Raw genomic sequence first — 22,740 nt, 5'->3', positions numbered from 1 at the left:
GCACTTTACAAAACAAAGGGTTGTAACCAAATGCGTTGCAACCCTTTTTAACATATTTTAATTTGTTTTGTTAAAGTTGATTTTTTATCTTTACAACGCAAAGATAGTCTGCGTTTTACGAAAGCCAATTACCATGAAGTTAGTATTCAAATATGTTATTTACTCCATCATTATCGTAAGTATCGTAGTTGCTTCAATGGATATTTTTCGTAACCACCCAGAAGCGCAGTTTGCCTTTATTTTCCCCGGTATTTTCCTTTTGGCTTTCTCGCAGATAATGGATGATAGCTTCCGTAAAGTAAGCCATCGTTTACGCTACTCACGCAGCAGATAATCTTTTACAAAAAGATTATATCATCAACCAAAGTACTTTTAGCTTCATCGTTTATTTTCTGAATGATCTGCTGGCGCATCATTACCAGTTCATTTTTGATAACTGATGATTCGATACGGAGAAATAGCTTTCTATCTCTTATAAACAATTCTTTAGTACGGTTAGCAACGCTTTTGCCCACAATATCAGGCCAGGCAGCTACCACATGGGTTTCATCAAAACGGCGTTTTATCTTATAAACATTAAGCATTTGCTCAATGGCATCCTTGATAGATTTATCGTTAGCCTTACGCATCTATGTTACCCTCCGTTACCTTAAATAATTTCACCTCAACATTTATTTTTTCAAAAATAGCCTGCACCCGTTCCATACTGGTATCGGTTATAAAAACCTGCCCAAAGTTATTGTTTGATACCATTTGCATCAGTTTGGTAACGCGGTTATCATCAAGCTTATCAAAAATATCATCTAATAACAGTAGCGGCTTAAAGCCTTTTGTTTGCGTTAAAAATGTATACTGGGCAAGTTTAAGGGCTATTAAAAACGATTTCTGCTGGCCCTGAGAGCCAAACTTTTTCATGGCCATACCATGAATGTTAAACTGCAGATCGTCGCGATGGATACCCAGGGACGTACGCTCCAATATCCTGTCGCGCTCCATATTTTTTTTTAGCAGAGTGGCAAAGTTATCCTGCAACAAGGGCGACTCATAAGCCAGCTCAACACGCTCAGCATCCTGACTTAGAAACTGGTAATGGCGGTTAAATATTTCCGTGAAGGCATCCATAAACACACGGCGTTTCTCAAATATGCGCGTGCCTGATGATACCAGTTGCTCATCATAAATACTTAGCAGTTCCGGGTCATAGCGGCCGGTATCTGCAATTTGCTTTAGGAGACTGTTGCGGTTAGCTAAAACCTTGTTATAAGCTATCAGTTCATCCAGATATTTGCTATCCGTTTGCGAAATCACATTGTCTATAAACTTACGGCGTTCTTCACTACCCTCTATAATGATGCTTATATCGTATGGAGAGATCATCACCAAAGGCAACAGTCCGATGTGATCAGCAAGTCGCTGGTAATCCTTTTTATTTCGCTTAAATTGTTTTTTTTGATTACGCTTAACACCGCAGGCAACCACTTCTTTTCCGCCGTTTTTCTGAAACGTCCCGTTGATCATAAAGAAATCAGCGCCCTGTTTTATCTGCTGACTATCTATAGGGTTAAAGTAGCTCTTGCAAAGCGAAAGGTAATGCACCGCATCAAGCAAATTGGTTTTGCCAGCCCCGTTATTACCAACAAAAGCATTTACCCCTTCGGCGAGTGATAGCTCTGCTTCGGCGTAATTTTTAAAGTTGATAAAAGAGAGGTGTTGCAGGTACATAGTGAGAGACCAAATTTACAGTTTTTATTTGGGACTCTCCCCCTGCCCCTTCTCTGCTTCGCAAAGAGGGGGTGATTTTTCTAAGCAACTTACTCTCTTTTCGGGCCGCGAAGAGAGAGTCAACAAACGTAGCGATGTTGGGGTGAGTAAAATGTGTTGAAAATCTCCGCTATCCGGAAAGATTATTCACGAGTGATCATTATGGATGTTAATGAATGCTTCGCAATTTAGAGAGGGCATCAAACACAATCCTCACTCATCAGTTTAAAGCCATATATATTATTTTTTTCTGTTTCATATTAAACTTTATTGCCGTAATAATATCTACATAACAAACACTAAGTACTATGAAAAAATTTGTTTTATTAGCCGTATTCGCATTAACCAGCCTTGGCGCCTTTGCACAAAGCGCCGACCTACGCCGCAAAATTGAAGTTACCGGCACTGCCGAGCAGGAGGTTACACCAGATATTATCAACGTTAGTATTTCGCTTAAAGAATACATGAATGGCAAAACCAAAGTAACCATTACACAATTAGAGCAGCAACTGGAAAAAGCCGTTGCGCAGGCAGGTATCCCTAAAGAAGATTTTACCGTTAACAGCCTGTCATCATGGAACTATACAACCGAAAAGAAAAAGAACCCGGACTTTCTGGCGAGCAAAACCTATGGAATCAAATTTCATGACCTAAACAAGTTTAACCAGATAATTGCCAAACTTGATGCAAAAGGCATACAATCTACAAACATCGATAGTTACGATTACTCTAAAATAAACGAGATCAAAAACAAGCTTAAGCTACAAGCTTTATTATCTGCACGCGATAAGGCAGCATTTTTAGTTAACGGCCTGGGCGATAAACTTGGAAGCGCACTCAACATCACCGAAAGCGACAACAGCAACTTCCCACAGCCACGTAACGTAATGTTTATGGCAAAGGCCAATATGGCTGGTGATGCTACGCCTGAGTCTGACATTGATGTACGTAAGATCAAACTGAGCTTCCAGATCAATGCTATTTTCGAGATAAAATAATCAGATCAATATATAAGTTAAACGGCGGGCTTTATGGTCCGCCGTTTTTTGTTGCAAACATTTGGTTTAGGGGCATGTTAAATAATAACTAACAAACCAAACGGCCCAATGAAAGCTTTAAAATATATAGCAGTTGTACTAATACTTTCTGCAACATTAACTGCCTGTGGCGATCGCAGCAATGCAACGCTTGGCGGAACAAAAGATACCGTTGCAAAAGCAGGCACCGGCGACCCTAACAACACAAAGGCTGCCGACAGTACCAAGAATGATAGCGGTAAGATGAACGGCGGTAATGCAGATCCATCTGGCCGGAGCGCAGTTGATACTGCAGATGCCCGACCTGTACATTAACAGTATCCTTTTGCCCACTTGTGCGTATAAATGGTTGACATTGTAAAAGATACGTTTTATCTTTACAAACCCCTTAATTAGTTGACCATGATACGTACCCGTTCCAAAAAAGTTCTTTTGGTAGCGCCGAGCATATTCCCCGACCAGTTACTGGCCGAGTACGATAACGTTAAACATATTTCAGCTATTACCACGATATTCCCAACCATACACGAGCTTAAGCCCCACGTGATATTGTTTGACCATGCACACATGGGCGATCATATGGAACGAGTGCTGCGCCGTTTACAATCAAATGTTTTCTACAAAAACATTAAGATCTGCTGCTACAAGCAAAAAGAAAGTCCGCGTGCTGATTCTACCCTTAAAGTTTTAGGCGTTGATCACCTGATCTATCATGACGACCTGAAGAAGGAATCTAAAAGCAATGCTACTCTTAACGCCATCAATAACATCATCGATGCTTCATTATTGAAGTGGGTGGCTGGTGTAGGTAACTAACTTATCTTAAACTCTATTTTATAAGGTAATTCTGCTTCGTTCCGCGCGATGACGCCGACGCTGTTGATGCATTCAATTGGCCCCGGCGCCTCTGCCACAATCATTTTACACCGCTGTAACACATTTATAATAAAATGCTGTTAAACTTGCATGCTCTAAAGCATGGCCTCTAAGCCCTGTTTCGAGGGCTTAAATCTTTCAATTTCAATGAAAATAGGAATAGTTTGTTATCCTACCTTTGGTGGTAGCGGCGTTGTAGCAACCGAGTTGGGCAAAGCCCTCGCCGACCGCGGCCACCAGATCCATTTCGTTACTTATAACCAGCCTGCCAGGTTAGATTTCTTTTCTGAAAATCTTTTTTACCACGAGGTTTCGGTTGCACAATATCCGCTGTTTGATTATCCGCCTTATGAACTTGCACTTGCAAGTCGCCTTGTTGATGTAGTACGTTTTGAAAAACTGGATGTGCTGCACGTACATTACGCTATACCGCATGCTTCGGCGGCGTTTATGGCCAAACAAATATTAGCTACCTATGGCATTAGCATACCGGTTATAACCACCTTGCATGGTACCGATATTACTTTGGTGGGCCAGGATAACACGCTAAAGCCCGTAGTCACATTTTCCATCAATAAATCTGATGGTGTAACAGCAGTGTCTGAACATTTAAAAGCCGATACCTACAAATATTTTAAGATAGAGAAAGATATACGTGTGATACCTAACTTTATCGATATGCAGCGCTTTAGCCTTAAGCCTAAGGATCACTTTAAAAAAGCGATCGCACCTAACGGCGAAAAGATAATGGTACACACATCCAACTTTCGCAAGGTTAAACGTACGGAAGATGTGATTGAGATGTTTGCCCGTGTTATTAAAACCATACCGGCCAAGTTATTAATGGTTGGCGATGGCGGTGAGCGTTCATCTTGTGAAAAATTAAGTCGCTCTTTGGGCATAAGCGAGCATGTGCGTTTTCTGGGTAAACAGGATGCAGTTGAAGAGATATTATCTGTTGCCGATCTTTTCCTGATGCCGTCTGTATCAGAAAGTTTTGGCTTGGCGGCTCTTGAGGCCATGGCCTGTAAAGTACCGGTCATCAGCAGTAATGCGGGTGGCCTTCCTGAGCTAAATATAGAAGGTGTTACCGGTTTCCTGTTAGATGTTGGCGACGTTGAGGGAATGGCCGAGAAAGCAATATATATATTGGAAGATGATGAACGCTTACAGCAGTTTAAGGAAAATGCGCTTGAACGAGCTAAACAATTGCAACTAAGTAATATAATGCCGCTGTATGAGCGCTATTACGAAGAAGTAATAGAAAACAGCAAACACCAGTAACCTTTTGGCTTGATTTGTGTTATTAGCAAAAACACACACAACAAAAAATTATAACCAAATCAACCATGAAAAAGATATTCCAAACAGCAATTGCAGTCTTAGCCCTAACCTTTGTTATTTCAGCCTGCTCATCTACTCAAAACACACAATCGGGCATGTCGTCTGGTAATGTATCACGCGGTAAATTTGTAGGTACCTGGGTTTGTAACGATGTAAGCTACCAAGGCCTTTTACCAAATGCAGTACAAAATGTATTTGACCAAGCACCACCCGCAGCTTTCATAGGCAGCACCTGGAAGTTAACAAACAGCGGTAATGGCATGTACTCGCTTACCAATGGCCAGTCGCAAACTATTTTCTGGTCTGTTTTCAATGGTAACGGTGGCACACAATTCCAATTCAAAAAATTGTTTGAAGGCGATAAAGCTAAAAACGTTGCAGAAGGTTACCGCCTTAATATCGGCCAGATCACCAGCACAAACATGAGCCTGTTATCACCTGTTGCCGTAGGTAACGGTACAGGCTATGTAGTTTATACCTTTACAAAGCAATAATCCTGCATTTAACATAAAAGAGAAAGCCCGGGGCATAATGCTTCGGGCTTTCTCTTTTTTATGGGGTTGCTGAGTTATTCAACGGCAGCAAATTTCAAACAAACCGGGTTACCAATTTCAACACGGTTAACTGCTTGTATTAATTTGCCGGTTTCCTGGTCTATCTTGAATACCACAATGTCATTGGTATACTGATGTGCTACAAGCAAAAACTTACCTGAAGGATCAATAATAAAATTACGCGGGCCTTTACCACCTGATGGCGTACGTTGAACGAATGCTAGTTCGCCGTTTTCCGGGTTAACCGAGAAAACAGATATATCGTTATAATCTCCGCGATTTGATGCGTACAAGAACTTACCATCTGGCGATAAGTGAATGTCTGCAGCACCGGTTTGTCCTTTAGGGTTATCAGGCAATAAAGATATTTCCTGGCGTTGCTTAGGTTTGCCGTTATTATAGTCGAACACCACAACCGAACTACCCATCTCCGTAATCAGGTACATAAACTTCTTATCGTTAGAAAAAGCTATGTGCCTTGGGCCATCGCCCGGCTTAACTGAAATAACCGTGCCTTGTGAAATTTGATCTTTCTTAGCTGCTTTATATTTAGCTATGTGGATCTGGTCGGCACCTAAATCTGTATATAAAACCTGTTTCTCGTCGGGTGATAATACTGCTGTGTGTACGTGTGATTTTTCCTGGCGCTCTTTGTTAGGACCCAGTTTCCTGCTATCGCCAGCAATGGTTAACGCAGCCGGGGCAATAGAGCCATCCTCATTCAATGGCAGCACAGCGATGTTGCCGCCTGAATAATTTGCAACCAAAAGGTTCTTTTGCCCTTTGTCAACAGATACATAACACGGCGCACCACCAAGGGTAGATTGCTTGTTAATGAAATCCATTTTGCCGGTTTTACCATCGAAATGAAATGCGCTTACCTCACCCTGGTCATTCTCGTTAACGGCGTAAATAAATTTGTTGTTGTTTGATACCGCTAAGTACGACGGGTTGCTTACACCTTCAATTTGGTTTAAGTAAGCCAACCTGCCGCTTTCCGGGTAAAAACGATATACCGATATACCCTTGCTGGTGCCGCTGGTGTAAGTACCTACCACAAGGTCGTATGATTTTGGTCCCATGTGTTTCTTCTGAGCAAAAACCAGCCCAGGGAACATTGCCAAAGCGCAAAATAAAATCTTTTTCATCAAGAAATCTGGTTTATGAATGCAAGGTAGTAAAATCCTGATTTTATAACAGCTTTACAAAATTTTACATTTCGCCTGATGATGGTATGACTCCGCCGCACACCGTTAAGTTTAAATACAAAAGGCGCCTTATCAGGCGCCCTTCACTATTATTGTATTATACCAGGTGTTTTAACTGGATGATCTCTTTCTCATCAAGATATCTCCAACGGCCGCGAGGAAGGTCCTTCTTATTCAAGTTTGCATAAACCGAACGGTCAAGCTTTACAACCTCATACCCTAATGATTCAAATATCCTGCGTACAATACGGTTTTTACCGCTATGGATCTGGATACCTACTTCTTTCTTAGTTCCACCGGTTACATAAGATACGCTATCCGGTTTAATGAAACCATCCTCCAGTTCTAAACCAAAACCTATTTTGTTAAGGTCGCCCTGGGTCAGGCTTTTATTCAACTCTACATTGTATAGTTTAACAATGTTATTGCGTGGGTGCGATAACTTATCCGCTAAATCACCATCATTGGTCATTAGCAGCAAACCGGTTGTATTGCGGTCTAAGCGGCCAACGGGGTAAATACGTTCACGGCTGGCTTTCTCTACCAGGTGCATAACCGTACGGCGCTCCTGCGGATCATCAGTAGTGGTGATATAATCTTTTGGCTTGTTTAGCAATACGTAAACCATGCGCTCGCGTTTAAGCGGCTCACCGTTGTAACGTACAAGGTCTTTATTCGGATCAACTTTGTAACCCAGTTCAGATACTACCTCGCCATTTACAGATACCACGCCTGCCTGTATCAGCTCATCCGCTTTACGGCGGCTGCATATGCCGGCATTTGCGATATAACGGTTCAGCCTTATCAGGCCATCGTCTTTAGCCTTTGCAGCAGGTGCATTCTTGCGGCTGCGCATAGTTCTTGAAGAACCTTCGTTGCCACTTTCAAATTCGCTGCCTTCGCGTTTTCTGTAACCTGATGTTGTGCTTTTGAAATCTTTTTTACCCGTGCTGTTGGTATAACCAGTGCCACGGCTTTCGCCAAATGATTTTTTAGGGTGATCTGTCCCTTCTGTCTGGCGTGCGCCATAAGGGCGGTCACTTTTTTCGGTTGAGCGAGTTCCATAAGGGCGGTCGCTGTTCTCAGCCCTGCCTGCGTATGGTTTGCCTTTACCAAATGCTTTTTTACCGCCTGCTTGTTCGCCATAGTTATTGCGCTTTGGGCGGTCACCCTCGGTAGGGCGTGCATTGTATGGGCGGTCGCCTCCTTCGGGGCGGCCTGTATATGGCTTGCCTTTCCCGGCATATGGTTTTCTGTCGCCAGCTGATGACGCATCAAAACGCTTGCCCGGTTCTTTATCGCCGAACTCTGCCTTGCGGGAAAATGGTTTTGGATTTGTTGTGTTTTGCCTTCTGTTACCGTACGGTTTATTATCCGCGTCACGGCTTCCGTAAGGAGCGGAAGAAGACGTTCTTTTTGTGCTTTCGGCACCGCCACGTTGGCTGCCTGAATTTCTGTTTGGCTTATCGTCGCGATTACCGGTTGGTCTTTTAAATACCATATATTTTTGTTTTGCGCTTTCGCAGCGTGAAGGGTCAAAAGTACGAAATTTCCGGGATTTTAACCCGCTAATTTAATTTTTTTTAGCTATTTAAAAATCGGCGTTTAAACCACTTTAAACGCCGATTTTGTACCCTTTTTTAAATTCTCAAAACACTAAGTACCTACTAACTGTTTGACAGTCTGCCTCATATAACGTACCTTTGCCGCACATCTTACCAAAATGTTTAATTAATGGATAGAAAAGAAATGACTAAAAAACACTTAATTACGTGCTCCGTAATCGTAGTGATGGTTATCATTTCCGCACTCAACATTTTCAGTACAACACCGGTTATGCCGGCAGCAAAACACATTGTTTTAGTACCTGCAAATCTCCTTTTCAGCAAGCCCGCTGAAGCAGAAGAAGCGGCTTACAATTTTGCTGACGAAGCGCTACCGCTTGACGACAAAAAAGTAGATTTTAAATTAAAGAAATCGATAGCAAAACACAGGTATAAAACTGTACAGTCAAACGTGTTACATGCTAAAGCCGATAAAATGTTTCCAATTATCGAGCCAATCTTAAGAGCTTACGGCATACCCGAAGATTTTAAATATGTGCCTTTAGTTGAATCAGGCTTACGTGGAGGTACGTCGCCAAAGGGTGCACGTGGGGTATGGCAATTTATGCCCGGTACCGCCCGCACCTATGGCTTAAGGGTTAACCGCCGGGTTGATGAGCGCCTTAACCTGCGCAAATCAACCATAGCAGCTTGTAAGTATATCAAAGAGCTTTATCAGGAGTTTAACAGCTGGACGCTTGCTGCAGCCGCTTACAACAATGGTTCTATTAAACTGGAACGCGCCATTAACAAGCAAAATGAGGATAATTATTTCCGCATGAGCCTTAACCGCGAAACCGGTTCTTACGTTTACAAACTTATAGCCATGAAGGAGATCATCACGAACCCTGAAAAATACGGTTATAAGAACTTTTACAGCTATAATCATCTACATCAGCTGCCATCTTTTTTGGTAGCTTACAATTAAGTAATTGTATAAATTACGGAGCACAAAAAATGAAAAGGCCCCTGCCAGTTGGCGGGGGCCTTTGTTTTATACGCCATAGCGTTTATAAGAATTTAATTAGGCCTTTTTATTACAGCTTGATTTTTACAAAATAAATGCTGTTATGGTCTACCTTGCCTGTTAACGGCAATAGCTTTTGGGCAAAGGTATTTGAGCCATTATCCACCACACCAAAATCGTCATCATTTGATATAGCCAGGATGTTTCCCGGAAGCAGCGTGATACCTTCGGCCTTATCATGCGGGTAAACAGTTGGCAGGTCTTTTAAAAGATCTAAAACCAATGTTTTTGTAACTGGGGTGATGCCTGCACCTTGCAGACCAGCTGTGGTACCCAGTTCTTCTACCGTTTTACCACCGTAAAGTTTTCCATTGGCTCCGTTATCAGGGTCTGATATATCCGTGGCATTGCTGATATCGATCTTAAAGATCTTTTTAAATTTTGCCGGATTAGTTGCAGCACCACCATATAAGCCATCGCGCTCGATAGTAAGGAACGTGGTTGCGTTAACGGCCGTGATCTCGCTACAGCCGGTGAGCGATGGATCATCCATTAGGTAAGCGTACTGTTTGGTTTTGCCGGTTGCAATTTCATAAGTAAGAATACGCAACACAACAGAGTTGCCGATTGCTGCTTTTGATGGGTTGTACATTGGCGATTGCATTAAACCTACCAGTGTTTTTCCATCAGGTGTGATAGCCAGGCCTTCCATACCGCGGTTAGCACGACGCTTTGCAAACACCAAGGGGATCTTCCTTCCGCCGGTGCCGGTGCCAAATGGATTAATACGCTCTATAGTTTTGCCTGTAGCATCAAAATGGACAATGTGCGGGCCGTATTCGTCGCTCACCCAAAAAGAGCCGTCTGCGGCACGCACAAGGCCTTCAGAGTCGATACCATCGGCACTGGTTTGTAAAACATTACCGTTAAGATCGTAAGGTACCTCACCAGTTGCACCCTGCCCTGTTGGGTTAGGCAAACCATTAAGGTTGGCGCCGGCAGCATTTTTAAAGGCAATGGTTTGCTCTAAAACGAGTTTACCATCCTTTAAACGGAATTTTCCAATTGCCGGGGTAAAATCAGCTTTGCCTAATATTATAGAGTTTGCAGCAGTACCGGCCACATTTGGGCCACGGTCTGTCATTAGGTAAAATACGGTTGGGTCGTTAGGATCAGCAGCCAAAGCAGAACCAAAACCACCGTTGTAAACTTTTACACCGGCAGCAGTAGTAAAAAGCACAGCAGGATCTGATGCCTCTGCCATATCAGGATAGCTTACCGTGGTAACCGGATCAATTGCAACACGGTCTTTCTTACAAGCACTAAAGCTAAGGGCAGCAACAGCAAGAATAGTTAGTAAATTTTTGTTCATTTGAGGAGTAGTTAAATTGTCCGCAAAAGAACTTCAGCATTATTAATCTTGCGTTAAGCCATTATCAACGTTAATGTATATTAAACCGGTGGCTCGTCTCCGCCGCCTACGAGCCCTGCCTTTTTCACTTTCACATTACCGGTACGTTTTAATACACCCCATGTGTTCAACTCCCCTTTTAAAGCTTTGCGGATAGATTTGAATAAGATGTAATACATCAGTTGCCTCCATATAAAGCGCTGCGGTATCAGATATACCAATTTACCGTACGGTTCCTTTTCCATACGGAAAGCGATTGCACCCACTATAAAATCGACCAGCAGGAATGCTACATAAAATACCAGCATTTTTTCAGGGTGGCTACCGAATAAACCTAATATCATGATGAGATCGGCCAGTGGTGAAAATAGCGGCAAGATGATCTGGAAGATCAGGATGTTAGGCATCCCAACCATACCAAAGTAATTGAACTTGCTATTGAATAAAGCATCCCGGTTTTTCCAGAAACTCTGGATAACGCCAAAGCTCCAGCGGAAACGTTGTTTAAGCAGTGCATTTAATGTTTCAGGTGCTTCGGTGTAGGCTATCGCTTCGGCACAGTTTTTCACTACGTAGCCTTCTTTAAGGATACGCATGGTAAGATCACAATCCTCCGCAAGCGTATCATAAGTAAAACCGCCAGCCCTGAATATAGCCGACTTGCGGAAAGCACCAATAGCGCCAGGCACAACCGTAATACTATTAATGATGTCAAACGCCCGGCGGTCCATGTTTTGAGCGGTTATATACTCTAACGACTGCCACTTGGTGATCATATTGGTTTCGTTACCCACCTTCACCGTACCTGCCACTGCCCCTATCTGCTCGTCAGTAAAATAGGTCATCATGTGGTAAATAGCATCATTTTTGAGCTGGGTGTCAGCATCGATACAGATCACATAATCGTTGGTTGCATGGCTTATACCGAAGTTTAAAGCAGAAGCTTTGCCCCCGTTAGGCTTGGTGAGCACCGTTACCTTAGGGTGATTTGCATAAGCTTCGCTTACCACTTTGTAGGTACTATCTTTTGAACCATCATCGACAAAAATGATGTTGAATACCGGGTATTCGGTCTTTAGCAAACTTTCGATGGTTTTCGTTGCCGTTACTTCCTCATTATAAGCCGGCACAATAATACTTATCGGCGGCAATTCATGCGCCGTGTATTGTATCTTCTTGTTATCATTAAACTGCCTTGTTGCCAGTATACCTATAAGGATAATACGACCCATTGCCAGGAATATCGCAAACAAGAACACGTAGAAGAAGAACTTATTACCCAGGAAGAACCCTACCACAACAATATCGTAGTAATGCCCCCAGAAATTCTGCTCATCGGTAGCTACCGGCATCAGTTCGATCTTCTTTTTATTTAGGATATCAGCAATGGTGGTAAACTCGTAGCCGTTCTTTTTAAAGAAATGGATGATGGCCGGGAGAGCCTTCACCGTTTCTTCGCGCGTATCACCACCCGCATCGTGCAACAGAATCATACTGCCATTGTCTTTCTGGCGAATGGTACGGGCGATGATGCTATCAGCTGTAACGCCAGGCTGCCAATCCCATGGGTCGATAGACTCCCCTATGGTAATATAGCTTTGTCTGCGGCTCTCGGCCACCGGGATAACCTCTGCAAGCGTTTGCGGCTCGGCATCGGCATTAAACGGCGGGCGGAAAAGTATGGTGCTATGCCCGGTTACCGATTCGATCAACTTACGGGTGGAGTTAAGCTCCAGATTAACCCGCTCAAGGCTTATGGTAGAAATATCAGGGTGAAAGAACGTGTGATTACCAATTTCATATCCTTCATCATAAATACGTTTGAGCAGAGGTATATTTTTCTCTACCATTGACCCCACCACGAAGAAAGATCCGGGAACTTTCTCACGCTTCAGAATATCTAATATCCGTGGCGTATAATCAGGATCGGGACCATCATCAAAAGTTAGAACAATTTTACCCGGCTTGTAACCATACTTGCGGATAACGTATTTGGTGGGTATAGTTTTATAGTACTGACTGGTAATGATAAAATTTTTCGGATCCATCGAAATATCGATCTCTCCTTTGTTAGGTACAGTTATCAGGTCCAGCACCTCGCCATCACCAGCGTAACTGATGTTATTATTTAAACCTACGGTTGTTAGCCTTTTTATCTCGACGCCGGTTTTCTTTAACGAGTCTATCGAAAGGTTTTTGCGGAAGAAGGTCCACAAGCGCGGGTCTTCACCACCTAAGCGCCAAAGGGCCACGCCACCCGTTGCCCAATCGTCAGCCATGCGCATAACATTGAAGTTGGTAGCTGCATCGGCAAAGTAAACGGTGTGGTCGAGACCATCATTACCTAAATAAGTGTAGTGTGAATTGGCCGAGTTGGAATCGAAAATTATCTTTTTATTTTTCTGCTGTGCAGTACCTATTGCCTGCTGATAACCTATGGATTGCCCAACGCTACCCTCGGGCCAATCGTACCCGCCGCTGGCAAGCGTTAAGATCACTTTTTCGCTCGGTATAAGAGAACAAACATGATCCAAAATCTCCTCTACCCAGTGCTGGTGAGCCACGTCGCCGGAGTTGGTGCCGTCGTTGTGTTCATCTATGGCCATCACAAACAAATAATCGTTTACATGCTGCAGGCGCTTAAGGTCGTACTCTTCATCATCAGGAGCAACGTTTTGTGTTACCAGCAGGTCATTGGCTTTAAATATCCGGTAAAGATCATTCTGAAAGGCAATATACTCTTTGCTGTTACGGTTTTTAATATCTTCAATCTCAACGTTAACACCATTAAAGTTGTAATGCTTTAACACCCCCACCATACTGTTGATGAAAGCGGTACGCAACTTTTTGCTTTTAAAGATGCGCTGTACATCCTTGGTATCAAATTCGCCGGTTTTATTATCAATGTTTACGTAGTTGGATAAGGTAACAAGTACCTGCTTTTTAAAGCGCTTGTTTACGTTGATCAAACCGGTATCAATGGCAGTAGTGAGCGTATCAGCATTGCGCGAAAAAGAAAAACCCTCAGATATGATCATATCCAGGTGAGGCATACTCTCTACCAGGGATGTGTAAGCCTGTGATTCCCATGCTTTATAAAAAGCTGCGTTAATACGCCTAGCGTTGTTTGGGTGCTTGAGCTGGTGCAGACGGCGCGCGCGTGCCAGTTGCTCTATCTCCGCCTTTTCGATTGTAAAATCGCGGTATCTTTTAGATTTTTTGAAAGCATTAAGGTCTTCTTTGGCTATCCGTTTTGGTGTAGGATCCAAAACCGGCAATGCAGGGTATTCTTTTGATGTTACCGTAATAACGGCAGCAACAACGCCGACTACAAAAACGATAAGTAATACACGACTAAGCCATTTAAAACGGTTCCACCTTCCGGGGTTATCGGCCTGAAATATCTGCCTGTTGTTTGAGGACATTAATGGATCTTGAAGTTTAAGTTGATGAGGTGGTTATGTTGTGTGTATTATTTTGATTGTTTGCCCGGCTCTATACCAGAAAAATCGACATCGCACTTACAATTACCGCCACAGCTTTTTTTTGCAAATAAGCTATTATAAACAATGCGGCCAACGTAAGCAATAGCTACAATAAATAATATGGCTATGATAACAACCTGAATATTCATGCTACAAAATTAAGTATTAAATATATACGTTATGCACGGCAAAAAAGTATAAAAAGCTATTTATGCATAAAAGCCACCGTGCCGCCCACCCAGTCGAAATCCTTATTGTAGCGTACGCCAATCATTTTACCCCTGCTTAACCTTGCCAGGTTTATCGCAAGGGTAGGTTTATTATACCCATCGGGCCAAAGATACAGCAATCTTATCTCCACCTTAACGCCACCATCCGGCGATTCGACAACGGGCACATAATCAACTTTTTGCTGCAGTATCCAGTTCTCAGGGTCAGGCAGTTTTTCTATATCATCATCCATTACATCAATGATAACACCCTGCCCAGCAAAACTAAACAGCGGCTTAAGCACATAATTATGCAAATCATCAGGAATGGTGGCCAGCTTATTTACAAACTGTGTTTGCGGCACATAATTCCCTTTTAGGAATGGCATGGTGTATTTACTGATGCGATAAAACCAGTTTGGATGCGTTATCCATTCCACATCAAGCGGTTGGCGTATATCAACTACTTTATCAAATATGTTCTGATCACTTTCTATTTCGTCAAATATCAGGCGGTTATAGATCCGCGTTATCCGTTTTTTTTCACCATTAGCATTATTGTAAAAAAGCCGATCGCCTTCCTGTATCAGATCAGTAAGTGAAATTATCGGGGTACCAATGTATCGTTCTGTAAGATAGAAATCAACAGCGGTTTTTTGTTCGGGCGCGTTTACATCCATCAGTACCACTTCATCAGGCTGGTATGGGCCTAAGATGGTTTCCTTAAGCAGATCTATGTAACTGCTTTTACTTAGCTGGTTAAAAAAAATGGTTTGATTACCAGGCACATTAAAGGTATGACGATAAGTTTCGGCCAGGTGCAACTGAAAGCCATACAACGACGGGAAGCCCTGCATCTCTATCAGCTTAGGAACGATGTTGCCTGCCTCATCTTTACAAACCCCAAAATCCAGCGCGATAAAGTGGGGATGGTCATTCTCGTTGGCAACGCGCCATTTATCGGGTATGGCACGCTCACTCAGTTCCTTGAAGCCCGGTGCGGTTACAACATCTATTATCTCCTGTCCTGCCTGTACCAGTTTATCCCTAAAATCGTCTGTTAGGAAAACGGGCGTTTCTGCCACGCGAAACTCTACCGGCTTATCCAGTCCTGCATTAAGGTCGACCAGAAAATCAGCATATTTTTCTTCAGTGAAGTTTTGGTTAAATATGGTTCTGACAGATGGGTTCATGGCTGATGATGTTTTAAATAATACGTACAAACTGCCAAACTATGTCATTGCGAGCGATAGCGTGGCAATCTCATAGGATATGTATGTTAAATCTCGCTATGAGATTGCAACGTCGCTGACGCTCCTCGCAATGACATTTGATATATTGATGCACCGTCTTACACTCTTGGTTCCAACTTCTCATACTTCAGCAATGCCTCATTCAAAAAATTGGGAATGATAGTGTGCTGTGTGTGTACTATCTTATCCGGGTCTTCCAGGCGCTCTATCATCTCGTTGTATTTCGCTTCGCCGTGCTCTTCTATCACGTCGGCTTTTTTATCTTCGCGCTGTAACAGCATGCTCATTCCGTGCGCATCAGCCTCCGGATGAAATTGTGTTGCAAAAAAGTACGGGCTAAACCTTATCGCCATCATAGCACGGGGCAAGTCAACATACGGGCGCTCCTTTTCAAGTGCAACCAGCTCCATATCTAAATCTTTAAAACGCTTTTCATCTGGATTTATCACTTGCCAGCTACGCGAATCAACCGTGTAAAAGGGATTGCTCAATCCATCAAATATGTGTTCATTATTCCCGTTGCCAACAATATGCACAGGCAGCACGCCAAAAGACGACGACCGCCGGGTATTGATCTCACCCAAACCATACTTGCGGCACATCAACTGGAAAGAGTGACAAACAAAGAAAACATGCTTTTTATCGGCGCTGTTGCCCAGGTTATGATCTTCCAATTGATCAATCAGGTTAAAATAATTGCGTTCCCAAACGCTGCCTTCGCTATCCAGCGGACTGCCCGGACCACCGCTTGAAATATAAGCATCAAAACCCAGATCCGGCACTTCTGCCTTACCGCGTACATCAAAAACCTGGTAGCTTAAATTTAAATTGTGCTGCGTTTTGTAGCGCTCCAGTATCTCCCGGAAACCCCGCATCCCCTCATTTGCCACGCCATCGTATAAGTCTAATATGGCTACCTTAATTTCCGGTTTGTCAGTGTTCATAATCTTTTTTTAATTAGGCCTCACCCTGTCCCCTCCAAAGGAGAGGGTTCTAAAATCTTTTTTTAAAGTCCTCTCCTATGGAGAGGATTTAGGTGAGTCTTCAAATCCCTTTTAACGTTTGTGATGTGATATAGTCAACCACATCTACAAAGTTATTACTTTGGTTGTAAACAGCCAGTTGCCTATCGGCACCGGTGCCGTGCTCTAATATTTTGTGCACGTAGGCCAAGTCATCACGCGAACCGAGCTCATCAACTACATCGTCAACAAAATCAAGCAACTCTAACACCAGCGAACGGGTGTTAACTTCCATCTCCTTGCCAAAGTCTATCATCTTACCATCTATACCGTAACGTGCTGCACGCCATTTATTTTCATTAATTAGCGCGCGGGAATAATTTATAAACTTCATGTTCTGCGCTCTAAGTTTATAAAGCTTGGCACACAAAGCCTGGAACAATGCTGTAAAAGCGATGGTTTCATCAACCAACATGGGGCAATCGCAAATGCGAAATTCAATGGTCTCAAAGAATGGATGCACGCGAATATCCCACCAGATCTTTTTGGCGTTATCAATACAGTTGGTTTTTACGAGCAATTTGATGTACCGGTCGTATTCTTCAATGCTGCCGAAGTAATCGGGTATTCCCGTCCTTGGGAATTTATCAAACACTTTGGTGCGGAACGATTTGAATCCTGTATTCCGACCCTCCCAAAATGGCGAGTTGGTTGATAACGCATATACGTGCGGTAAAAAATACCGCACCTGGTTGGCAATGTGTATGGCCATATCGCGCGATTGGATGCCCACATGCACATGTAACCCAAAGATAAGATTTGAGCGTGCAGCTTCCTGCATCTCATCCACTATCTCAAAATATCGCGGATGGTCTGTTATCAGTTGATGTTGCCAGTGCGAAAATGGGTGCGTGCCCGCGGCACCTATCCGCAGGCCCAGGTCGCCAGCCAGTTGGGCTACGGTGCCACGTAGTTTGGTTACCTCCGCTCGAGCCTCCTGCGTGTTACGACAAATGTGTGTGCCCACCTCAACCACAGCCTGGTGCATTTCGGCCTTCACCTGGTCTTCATGTATCTTTTGCGCACTATCAACAATCTTCTGTTCGTGCGATGTGAGTTCCCTGGTCACAGGGTCAATCACCATAAATTCTTCTTCAACACCTAAGGTGAACTCATTCATAATTGGTTAGGGGTTATTGGTTGTATCAGCTCGTTTTGACTCACCCGGTCGTCGCTCCGCTCGACCTCCCTCTCTCCGCAAGCGGAAAGAGAGAATTTAATTTTCACCCTCTTTTCGCAGCAGAGAGGGTCGACCAGCGAAGCATAGTCGGGGTGACTTACTTCTTCGTTTTTTTAGGTGCTGCTTTTTCGGCGGCAACCTTTTTAGGCTTTTCTTCTTTCGCTGCCGCTGCCTTCTTAGGCGCCGCTTTCTTTTTCGCCTTGCCTTCTTGAGCTATTGTATGATCTATTGGACCTTCTGTTACAGGATTGGCTTGCAGACTGATATTTTTTGCAACGTACAATTCTTTACCCGCAACAGAGGTTTTTAGGTATTCGCCCCAGGTAAGGTTATCGCGGTCGTCTTTTTGCTTTTTGGCGCGTTCTATGGCGTAGCTTGCTGCGGTTTCAACTACCCAATCAAAATTTTCCTGGCCCACGCTGGTCACTTCGGCATCAGGTGCGGGGTTGCAGAAGTCTATTGCATACGGAATGCCGTCACGCACGGCAAACTCAACGGTGTTAAAATCGTAGCCTAAGTATTGATTTAGGCGCAAAACATAATCGGTAATGGTTTCCAGCATTTTTTTAGATGCCGGTGCTTTCCCATGCTCGTAACGCAAGTGGTGCGGGTTACGCGGCTCGTATTGCATGATTCGCACGTGCTTTCCACCAATGCAGTAGCAGCGGAAGTAATCATCAAAAATGATCTCTTCCTGCAGTAACATTACCAGCTGCTTGGTTTCGGCAAATTTTGTCCAAAGATCTTCGGCATCACTAATCTTGTAAACATCGCGCCAGCCGCCACCATCAAAGGGTTTCATGTAGGCCGGGAATCCAACGTAATTGAACATTGCTTCCCAATCCAGCGGATAAGCCAGGTTACGGAATGATTTGTCAGTTGTATTATCGGGATGATCTTTTGATGGCAGTAACACTGTTTTTGGTACCGGCACGCCTATTTTAGTAGCGAGGGCGTTGTTAAAGAACTTCTCATCAGCACTCCACCAAAATGGGTTATTAATAACCGCCGTACCAGTGATAGCTGCATTTTTAAGCGATGCACGGTAAAAAGGCACATCCTGCGATATACGGTCAACAATTACCGAATAGCCCAGCGGCTCGCCCTGAAGCATTTTATCAATGCGCACAAACTCGGCGCTGATACCTTTCTCTGCTTTTTCGTTAATGCGATCAACAAATGCCTGTGGAAATGAATTTTCCTGCCCAAATAAAATGCCTATTTTTTTCATGGTAGTTTTATATGTAAATCCTAAAATCTAAATCCTAATGAAGGATAAATTCTAAACTCTGATCTCTAAATTCTAAAAAAATTGTTCCTAATCTCTGGTCACTAATCTCCAATCTCTACTTTATCGTACTTAAATAATGCGAGAACACCTCTTTCCAAATCGGCCAGTCGTGCTTGCCATCAGGCCGGATATCCAGCCAGTGATTGATGTTTTTGTTATTTAAAATATGAGATAGCGTAAGGTTATATTCCTTGCAAATATCCCAGTCTGATGTACCTAAGATGATGTTCATTTGCCAAAGCGCCCAGTTGTCGCTGCCCGGTAAGTAATCTACCGGATTATTATAAAATATGTTGTCATCATAATAACCATCGGTAAACATTCTGATATCGAAAGCGCCACCCATGCTCAACAGGTGTCCTACTTTCTCAGGATGTTTAAAGGCAAAGTTGGCAGCATGGTAACCACCAAAACTGCATCCGGCAACGGCTACCTTGCCTACTCCCGTTTCATTCATGGCCCATGGTGCCAGCTCTTCAAGCAGCGTTTTATCGTACCAGGCATATCGTCGCGCGCGGTCTGCGGGATGGATGCTTTTATCGTACCAGGTAATGTCATCAAAGGTTGAGGGGCAGTAGATCTTTACCAGGCCTTCATCAATAAACCATCGCACACTATCAATCAGTCCGTGGTCTTTATTCTGATAATATGCGCCCTTCGTAGTCGGGAACAAAATCACCGGGTAACCACGATCACCAAAAACCAGCATCTCAACGTCGAGGTTTAAATTTGGCGAGTGCCAGCGATGATATTGCTCCTTCAATTGCCGGTGGTTAAATTAAAAAGGTAAGTTAATGGGTTTGGATGTTAATGTCAACATTATGCCAAATAATTCTGTTTTAAGCTTTTGGTAAACTTTAAAACTTATTTTTGTCCCCTTAAATTTAAAAACACCTATGTACTACAGTACAGAGACAGCGATAATGATTGACGAACAGGAACTGATAGTTACTTCTAAGATACTTGACCGGGATATTACCTGCACCCTGCTTAAGCCACAGGCAGATGCAATTACCGAACCTTTGAATTTGTTACTACTTAACGATGGCCAGGAAGTGAACGCACTTGGGCTTATTGATACACTTGAGCAACTTTACGACCGTAATACTATTAAGCCTGTGCTGGTTGTAGCTATACATGCTAATGACGAGCGGCTGCAGGAATATGGCGTAGCCGGTAACCCCGACTTTAAAAAGCGTGGCAGCAAAGCGGCGCTTTATACGGAGTTTATTTTAAAGGAGCTTATTCCATTTATTAAAGCGGAAACGGGTGTGGATGAGTTTGAAAGTACAGCGATCGCAGGATTTTCTTTAGGTGGATTATCCGCCTTTGACATTGCCTGGAACAATCCGCAGGTATTTGAAAAAGTCGGAACATTCTCCGGCTCTTTCTGGTGGAGAGGCAAAGACCTGGGTAAGGGCTACACCAATGACGACCGCATTATGCATGCAGTTATCAAAAATGCCGCAACAAAACCCGATCTGAAATTTTGGCTGCAAACCGGCACCAAAGATGAAACCGCCGACCGCAATAATAACGGTATCATCGATTCTATTGACGATACTATCGACATCATCAAAGAGCTTTTAGCCAAAGGTGTACAGCGCAACGATATTCAGTACCTGGAGATGCACAATGGCACGCATGACACCGCAACATGGGGCAAAGCCATGCCTAAGTTTTTGTGCTGGGCGTTTGGGAAATAAAGTGTTACAGGGTAATTAATCTTTCTGTATTAAACAAACGGCATAGGCAACCACACCTTCCTCGCGGCCTATAAAACCGAGCTGCTCGTTGGTAGTTGCTTTAATGGAGATATCTTCAACATCGATACCTGCGGCTTGCGCAATATTGGCCTGCATAGCCGGGATGTGAGGATTGATCTTAGGAGCTTCAAGGCAAACCATAGCATCTATGTTGCCTATCTTCCAGCCTTTTTCTCCAATCAGCTTAACAACGTGCTGTAAAAGGATAAGGCTGCTGATACCTTTCCAACGGTCATCTTTGTTGGAGAAATGATAACCTATATCGCGCAGGTTGGCTGCACCTAACAGTGCATCACAAATTGCATGCAGCATTACATCTGCATCAGAGTGGCCGTATGCACCACTGGTATATTCAAGGTTTACGCCACCTAATACAAATGGGTGGTTTTGCCTTAGCTGATGTACATCAAAGCCAAAGCCTACTTTAATTTTAGTCATTTATTTTTTTGCCGCTGTAGCGGCATTGCTTACGCCGCCAAAGTTAGCTGATAATGTAAAACGCAGGGTATTGGCAAGCGGACTATTTTGCTGGCTCGCTATAAGGTATGCAAAATCAAAACGGTAATCTTTGTACTTAACCCCAAAACCTGTTGTAAGATAATGGCGACCACCCTTTTGCGGATTCTCGTAAAAATAACCTGCACGTATGGCAAGCATATCGTTGTACATGTATTCAACCGCAGGAGACAATGTAATTTCTCTTAATTCCTCGCTAAACCCGCCCGGCGCATCTCCAAATGATTGAAATATACCTGCCGGCACAGATACATTGTCATCATGCCCCTTAACAATGTTGCCCTGCGCATCCCTAATAGGCGGCGTAGGAACCAGGAGTTTATTCACGTCAAATGCTACCGTGAACTTATTAAGGCTATCCAGTTTCCAACTATTTGCAACACCGAGTTTTAAATTGGTTGGTAAAAAGTAGCTGGTACCGTTATCTGCATAAGTGATCTTGGTACCAATGTTTGAGATGTTACCACCAAAAGAAAAGGTCTTATTATCGCCATAGGGCTTTGTGTAATAAGCAGACACACCGGCAGCAAAAGCATTACCGGCCTTATTAGGCTGGCCGCTACCTGTTATAAAAGAGCCATTATTAAAATTTGAGTAGATGTACCTTGCCTGCAAGCCTAAGGATAGATTATTACCAAACTTACGTGCAAAGGCAACATCAAAAGAGAACTCGTTTGGCGTGTAAGTACCCATATCAACCTGGTTCTTGTCTATCAGTTGTATCGATCCCAGGTTGAAATATCTGAAAGAAGCCCCGATCGTATTACGCTCATCCATTTTATAGGCATAGCTTAAATAAGAAAGGCTTACATCAGGCACCAAATGGCGTAGCCAGGGATTGTAGGATACGGATACGTTATGATTATCTTCTAAAAAAGCAAGTTTAGCCGGGTTCCAATAGTTATCATTTGCATCCGGCGACAATGCCACACCGGCATCACCCATTGCACCAGAGCGCGAGTCGGGCGTTACATTAAGGAAAGGAACGGCTGTTGGTATTGCATTGGTGTTGCTACCATTTACACCGGTTGAGCTTTGTGCAGCAACAATTGCAGGCATGCCTAACAATAAATATAACAAGATGCACTTTGGCTTAAGAAAATTCATTGGTGCAATTTAATGTTATTAAACAAATAAGCGATAAATTAAACATGCAATTATGAAAGACAATAGCCTCATCTCGAGTGCTTCAAAAAAATGTAACCGCAAGCAAAATTAACACGTATAAAGGCAACAGTCTATGTGGCTTTTGGCGT

General features: G+C 43.3%; 22 protein-coding genes. 8 read left to right on the top strand and 14 right to left on the bottom strand.

The window, feature by feature from the left end; genetic code table 11:
- Positions 1–133: 133 nt before the first annotated feature.
- A complete protein-coding gene (locus tag INP83_RS06385; RefSeq protein ID WP_146268981.1) occupies positions 134–334 on the top strand; it encodes a hypothetical protein in 201 nt (66 codons plus the stop codon).
- A 4-nt stretch (positions 335–338) separates the two neighbouring features.
- On the opposite strand, the gene INP83_RS06380 is transcribed toward INP83_RS06385, so the two are convergent.
- Both INP83_RS06380 and INP83_RS06375 read right to left on the bottom strand, forming a co-directional pair.
- A complete protein-coding gene (locus tag INP83_RS06380) occupies positions 339–629 on the bottom strand; it encodes a DUF721 domain-containing protein (protein WP_219126748.1) in 291 nt (96 codons plus the stop codon).
- Positions 622–1,722, bottom strand: coding sequence for a DNA replication/repair protein RecF (locus INP83_RS06375; protein WP_219126747.1), 1,101 nt, complete (start codon positions 1,720–1,722; stop codon positions 622–624). Before INP83_RS06375 ends, INP83_RS06380 begins: the two co-directional genes overlap by 8 nt.
- A 347-nt stretch (positions 1,723–2,069) precedes the next feature.
- Between INP83_RS06375 and INP83_RS06370 the strand changes: the two genes are divergently transcribed.
- From INP83_RS06370 to INP83_RS06350, 5 genes are all read left to right on the top strand, one after another.
- The gene (locus INP83_RS06370) at positions 2,070–2,759 is read left to right on the top strand and encodes an SIMPL domain-containing protein (protein ID WP_146268984.1); all 690 of its coding nucleotides are present in this window, start codon (positions 2,070–2,072) and stop codon (positions 2,757–2,759) included.
- Between the two features lie 108 nt (positions 2,760–2,867).
- Positions 2,868–3,113, top strand: a complete 246-nt coding sequence (locus INP83_RS06365) for a hypothetical protein (protein ID WP_219126746.1) — start codon at positions 2,868–2,870, stop codon at positions 3,111–3,113.
- 87 nt (positions 3,114–3,200) lie between these two features.
- A complete protein-coding gene (locus INP83_RS06360) occupies positions 3,201–3,614 on the top strand; it encodes a hypothetical protein (protein ID WP_219126745.1) in 414 nt (137 codons plus the stop codon).
- A 207-nt stretch (positions 3,615–3,821) separates the two neighbouring features.
- Positions 3,822–4,958 (top strand): N-acetyl-alpha-D-glucosaminyl L-malate synthase BshA, encoded by a 1,137-nt coding sequence (gene bshA / locus INP83_RS06355; protein WP_219126744.1) that lies wholly within the window; start codon positions 3,822–3,824, stop codon positions 4,956–4,958.
- Between the two features lie 65 nt (positions 4,959–5,023).
- The gene (locus INP83_RS06350; RefSeq protein ID WP_146268988.1) at positions 5,024–5,512 is read left to right on the top strand and encodes a hypothetical protein; all 489 of its coding nucleotides are present in this window, start codon (positions 5,024–5,026) and stop codon (positions 5,510–5,512) included.
- 74 nt (positions 5,513–5,586) lie between these two features.
- Here INP83_RS06350 and INP83_RS06345 read toward each other — a convergent pair whose 3' ends face one another.
- Complete coding sequence (locus INP83_RS06345) at positions 5,587–6,720, bottom strand: lactonase family protein (RefSeq protein ID WP_219126743.1); 1,134 nt, start codon at positions 6,718–6,720, stop codon at positions 5,587–5,589.
- A 157-nt stretch (positions 6,721–6,877) separates the two neighbouring features.
- On the bottom strand, positions 6,878–8,281 hold the full coding sequence (locus INP83_RS06340) for a pseudouridine synthase (RefSeq protein WP_219126742.1): 1,404 nt from the start codon (positions 8,279–8,281) through the stop codon (positions 6,878–6,880).
- 233 nt (positions 8,282–8,514) lie between these two features.
- On the opposite strand from INP83_RS06340, the gene INP83_RS06335 reads away from it, so the two are divergent.
- The gene (locus tag INP83_RS06335) at positions 8,515–9,312 is read left to right on the top strand and encodes a lytic transglycosylase domain-containing protein (RefSeq protein ID WP_255563264.1); all 798 of its coding nucleotides are present in this window, start codon (positions 8,515–8,517) and stop codon (positions 9,310–9,312) included.
- A gap of 109 nt (positions 9,313–9,421) precedes the next feature.
- On the opposite strand, the gene INP83_RS06330 is transcribed toward INP83_RS06335, so the two are convergent.
- The 8 genes from INP83_RS06330 to INP83_RS06295 all read right to left on the bottom strand — a co-directional run bounded on the left by INP83_RS06330 (position 9,422) and on the right by INP83_RS06295 (position 19,965).
- The gene (locus tag INP83_RS06330; RefSeq protein ID WP_146268991.1) at positions 9,422–10,723 is read right to left on the bottom strand and encodes an esterase-like activity of phytase family protein; all 1,302 of its coding nucleotides are present in this window, start codon (positions 10,721–10,723) and stop codon (positions 9,422–9,424) included.
- 80 nt (positions 10,724–10,803) lie between these two features.
- Positions 10,804–14,187, bottom strand: coding sequence for a glycosyltransferase (locus INP83_RS06325; RefSeq protein WP_146268992.1), 3,384 nt, complete (start codon positions 14,185–14,187; stop codon positions 10,804–10,806).
- A 47-nt stretch (positions 14,188–14,234) separates the two neighbouring features.
- Positions 14,235–14,396, bottom strand: coding sequence for a FeoB-associated Cys-rich membrane protein (locus INP83_RS06320; RefSeq protein ID WP_219126741.1), 162 nt, complete (start codon positions 14,394–14,396; stop codon positions 14,235–14,237).
- 56 nt (positions 14,397–14,452) lie between these two features.
- Positions 14,453–15,649: a hypothetical protein gene (locus INP83_RS06315; RefSeq protein WP_219126740.1), complete on the bottom strand. Its 1,197-nt coding sequence runs from the start codon at positions 15,647–15,649 to the stop codon at positions 14,453–14,455.
- Positions 15,650–15,807: 158 nt separating this feature from the next.
- Positions 15,808–16,653 (bottom strand): type 1 glutamine amidotransferase, encoded by an 846-nt coding sequence (locus INP83_RS06310; RefSeq protein ID WP_219126739.1) that lies wholly within the window; start codon positions 16,651–16,653, stop codon positions 15,808–15,810.
- Positions 16,654–16,753: 100 nt separating this feature from the next.
- The gene (locus tag INP83_RS06305; protein WP_219126738.1) at positions 16,754–17,851 is read right to left on the bottom strand and encodes a carboxylate-amine ligase; all 1,098 of its coding nucleotides are present in this window, start codon (positions 17,849–17,851) and stop codon (positions 16,754–16,756) included.
- Positions 17,852–18,008: 157 nt separating this feature from the next.
- Complete coding sequence (locus tag INP83_RS06300; protein WP_219126737.1) at positions 18,009–19,142, bottom strand: RimK family alpha-L-glutamate ligase; 1,134 nt, start codon at positions 19,140–19,142, stop codon at positions 18,009–18,011.
- Between the two features lie 115 nt (positions 19,143–19,257).
- On the bottom strand, positions 19,258–19,965 hold the full coding sequence (locus INP83_RS06295; RefSeq protein WP_219126736.1) for an esterase family protein: 708 nt from the start codon (positions 19,963–19,965) through the stop codon (positions 19,258–19,260).
- A 133-nt stretch (positions 19,966–20,098) separates the two neighbouring features.
- Between INP83_RS06295 and INP83_RS06290 the strand changes: the two genes are divergently transcribed.
- Entirely contained in the window at positions 20,099–20,908 is an 810-nt protein-coding gene (locus tag INP83_RS06290; protein ID WP_219126735.1) for an esterase family protein, read from the top strand.
- A 15-nt stretch (positions 20,909–20,923) separates the two neighbouring features.
- On the opposite strand, the gene ispF is transcribed toward INP83_RS06290, so the two are convergent.
- Positions 20,924–21,406, bottom strand: coding sequence for a 2-C-methyl-D-erythritol 2,4-cyclodiphosphate synthase (ispF, locus tag INP83_RS06285; protein ID WP_219126734.1), 483 nt, complete (start codon positions 21,404–21,406; stop codon positions 20,924–20,926).
- Positions 21,407–22,591 (bottom strand): type IX secretion system outer membrane channel protein PorV, encoded by a 1,185-nt coding sequence (gene porV, locus INP83_RS06280; RefSeq protein WP_219126733.1) that lies wholly within the window; start codon positions 22,589–22,591, stop codon positions 21,407–21,409.
- Positions 22,592–22,740 lie beyond the last annotated feature (149 nt).

Source organism: Mucilaginibacter sp. 21P (assembly GCF_019331605.1).
GTDB classification, from domain to species: Bacteria; Bacteroidota; Bacteroidia; order Sphingobacteriales; family Sphingobacteriaceae; genus Mucilaginibacter; species Mucilaginibacter achroorhodeus.
Note: the sequence above shows the minus strand (reverse complement) of the source record. Positions and strands in the feature narration are given on the sequence as shown.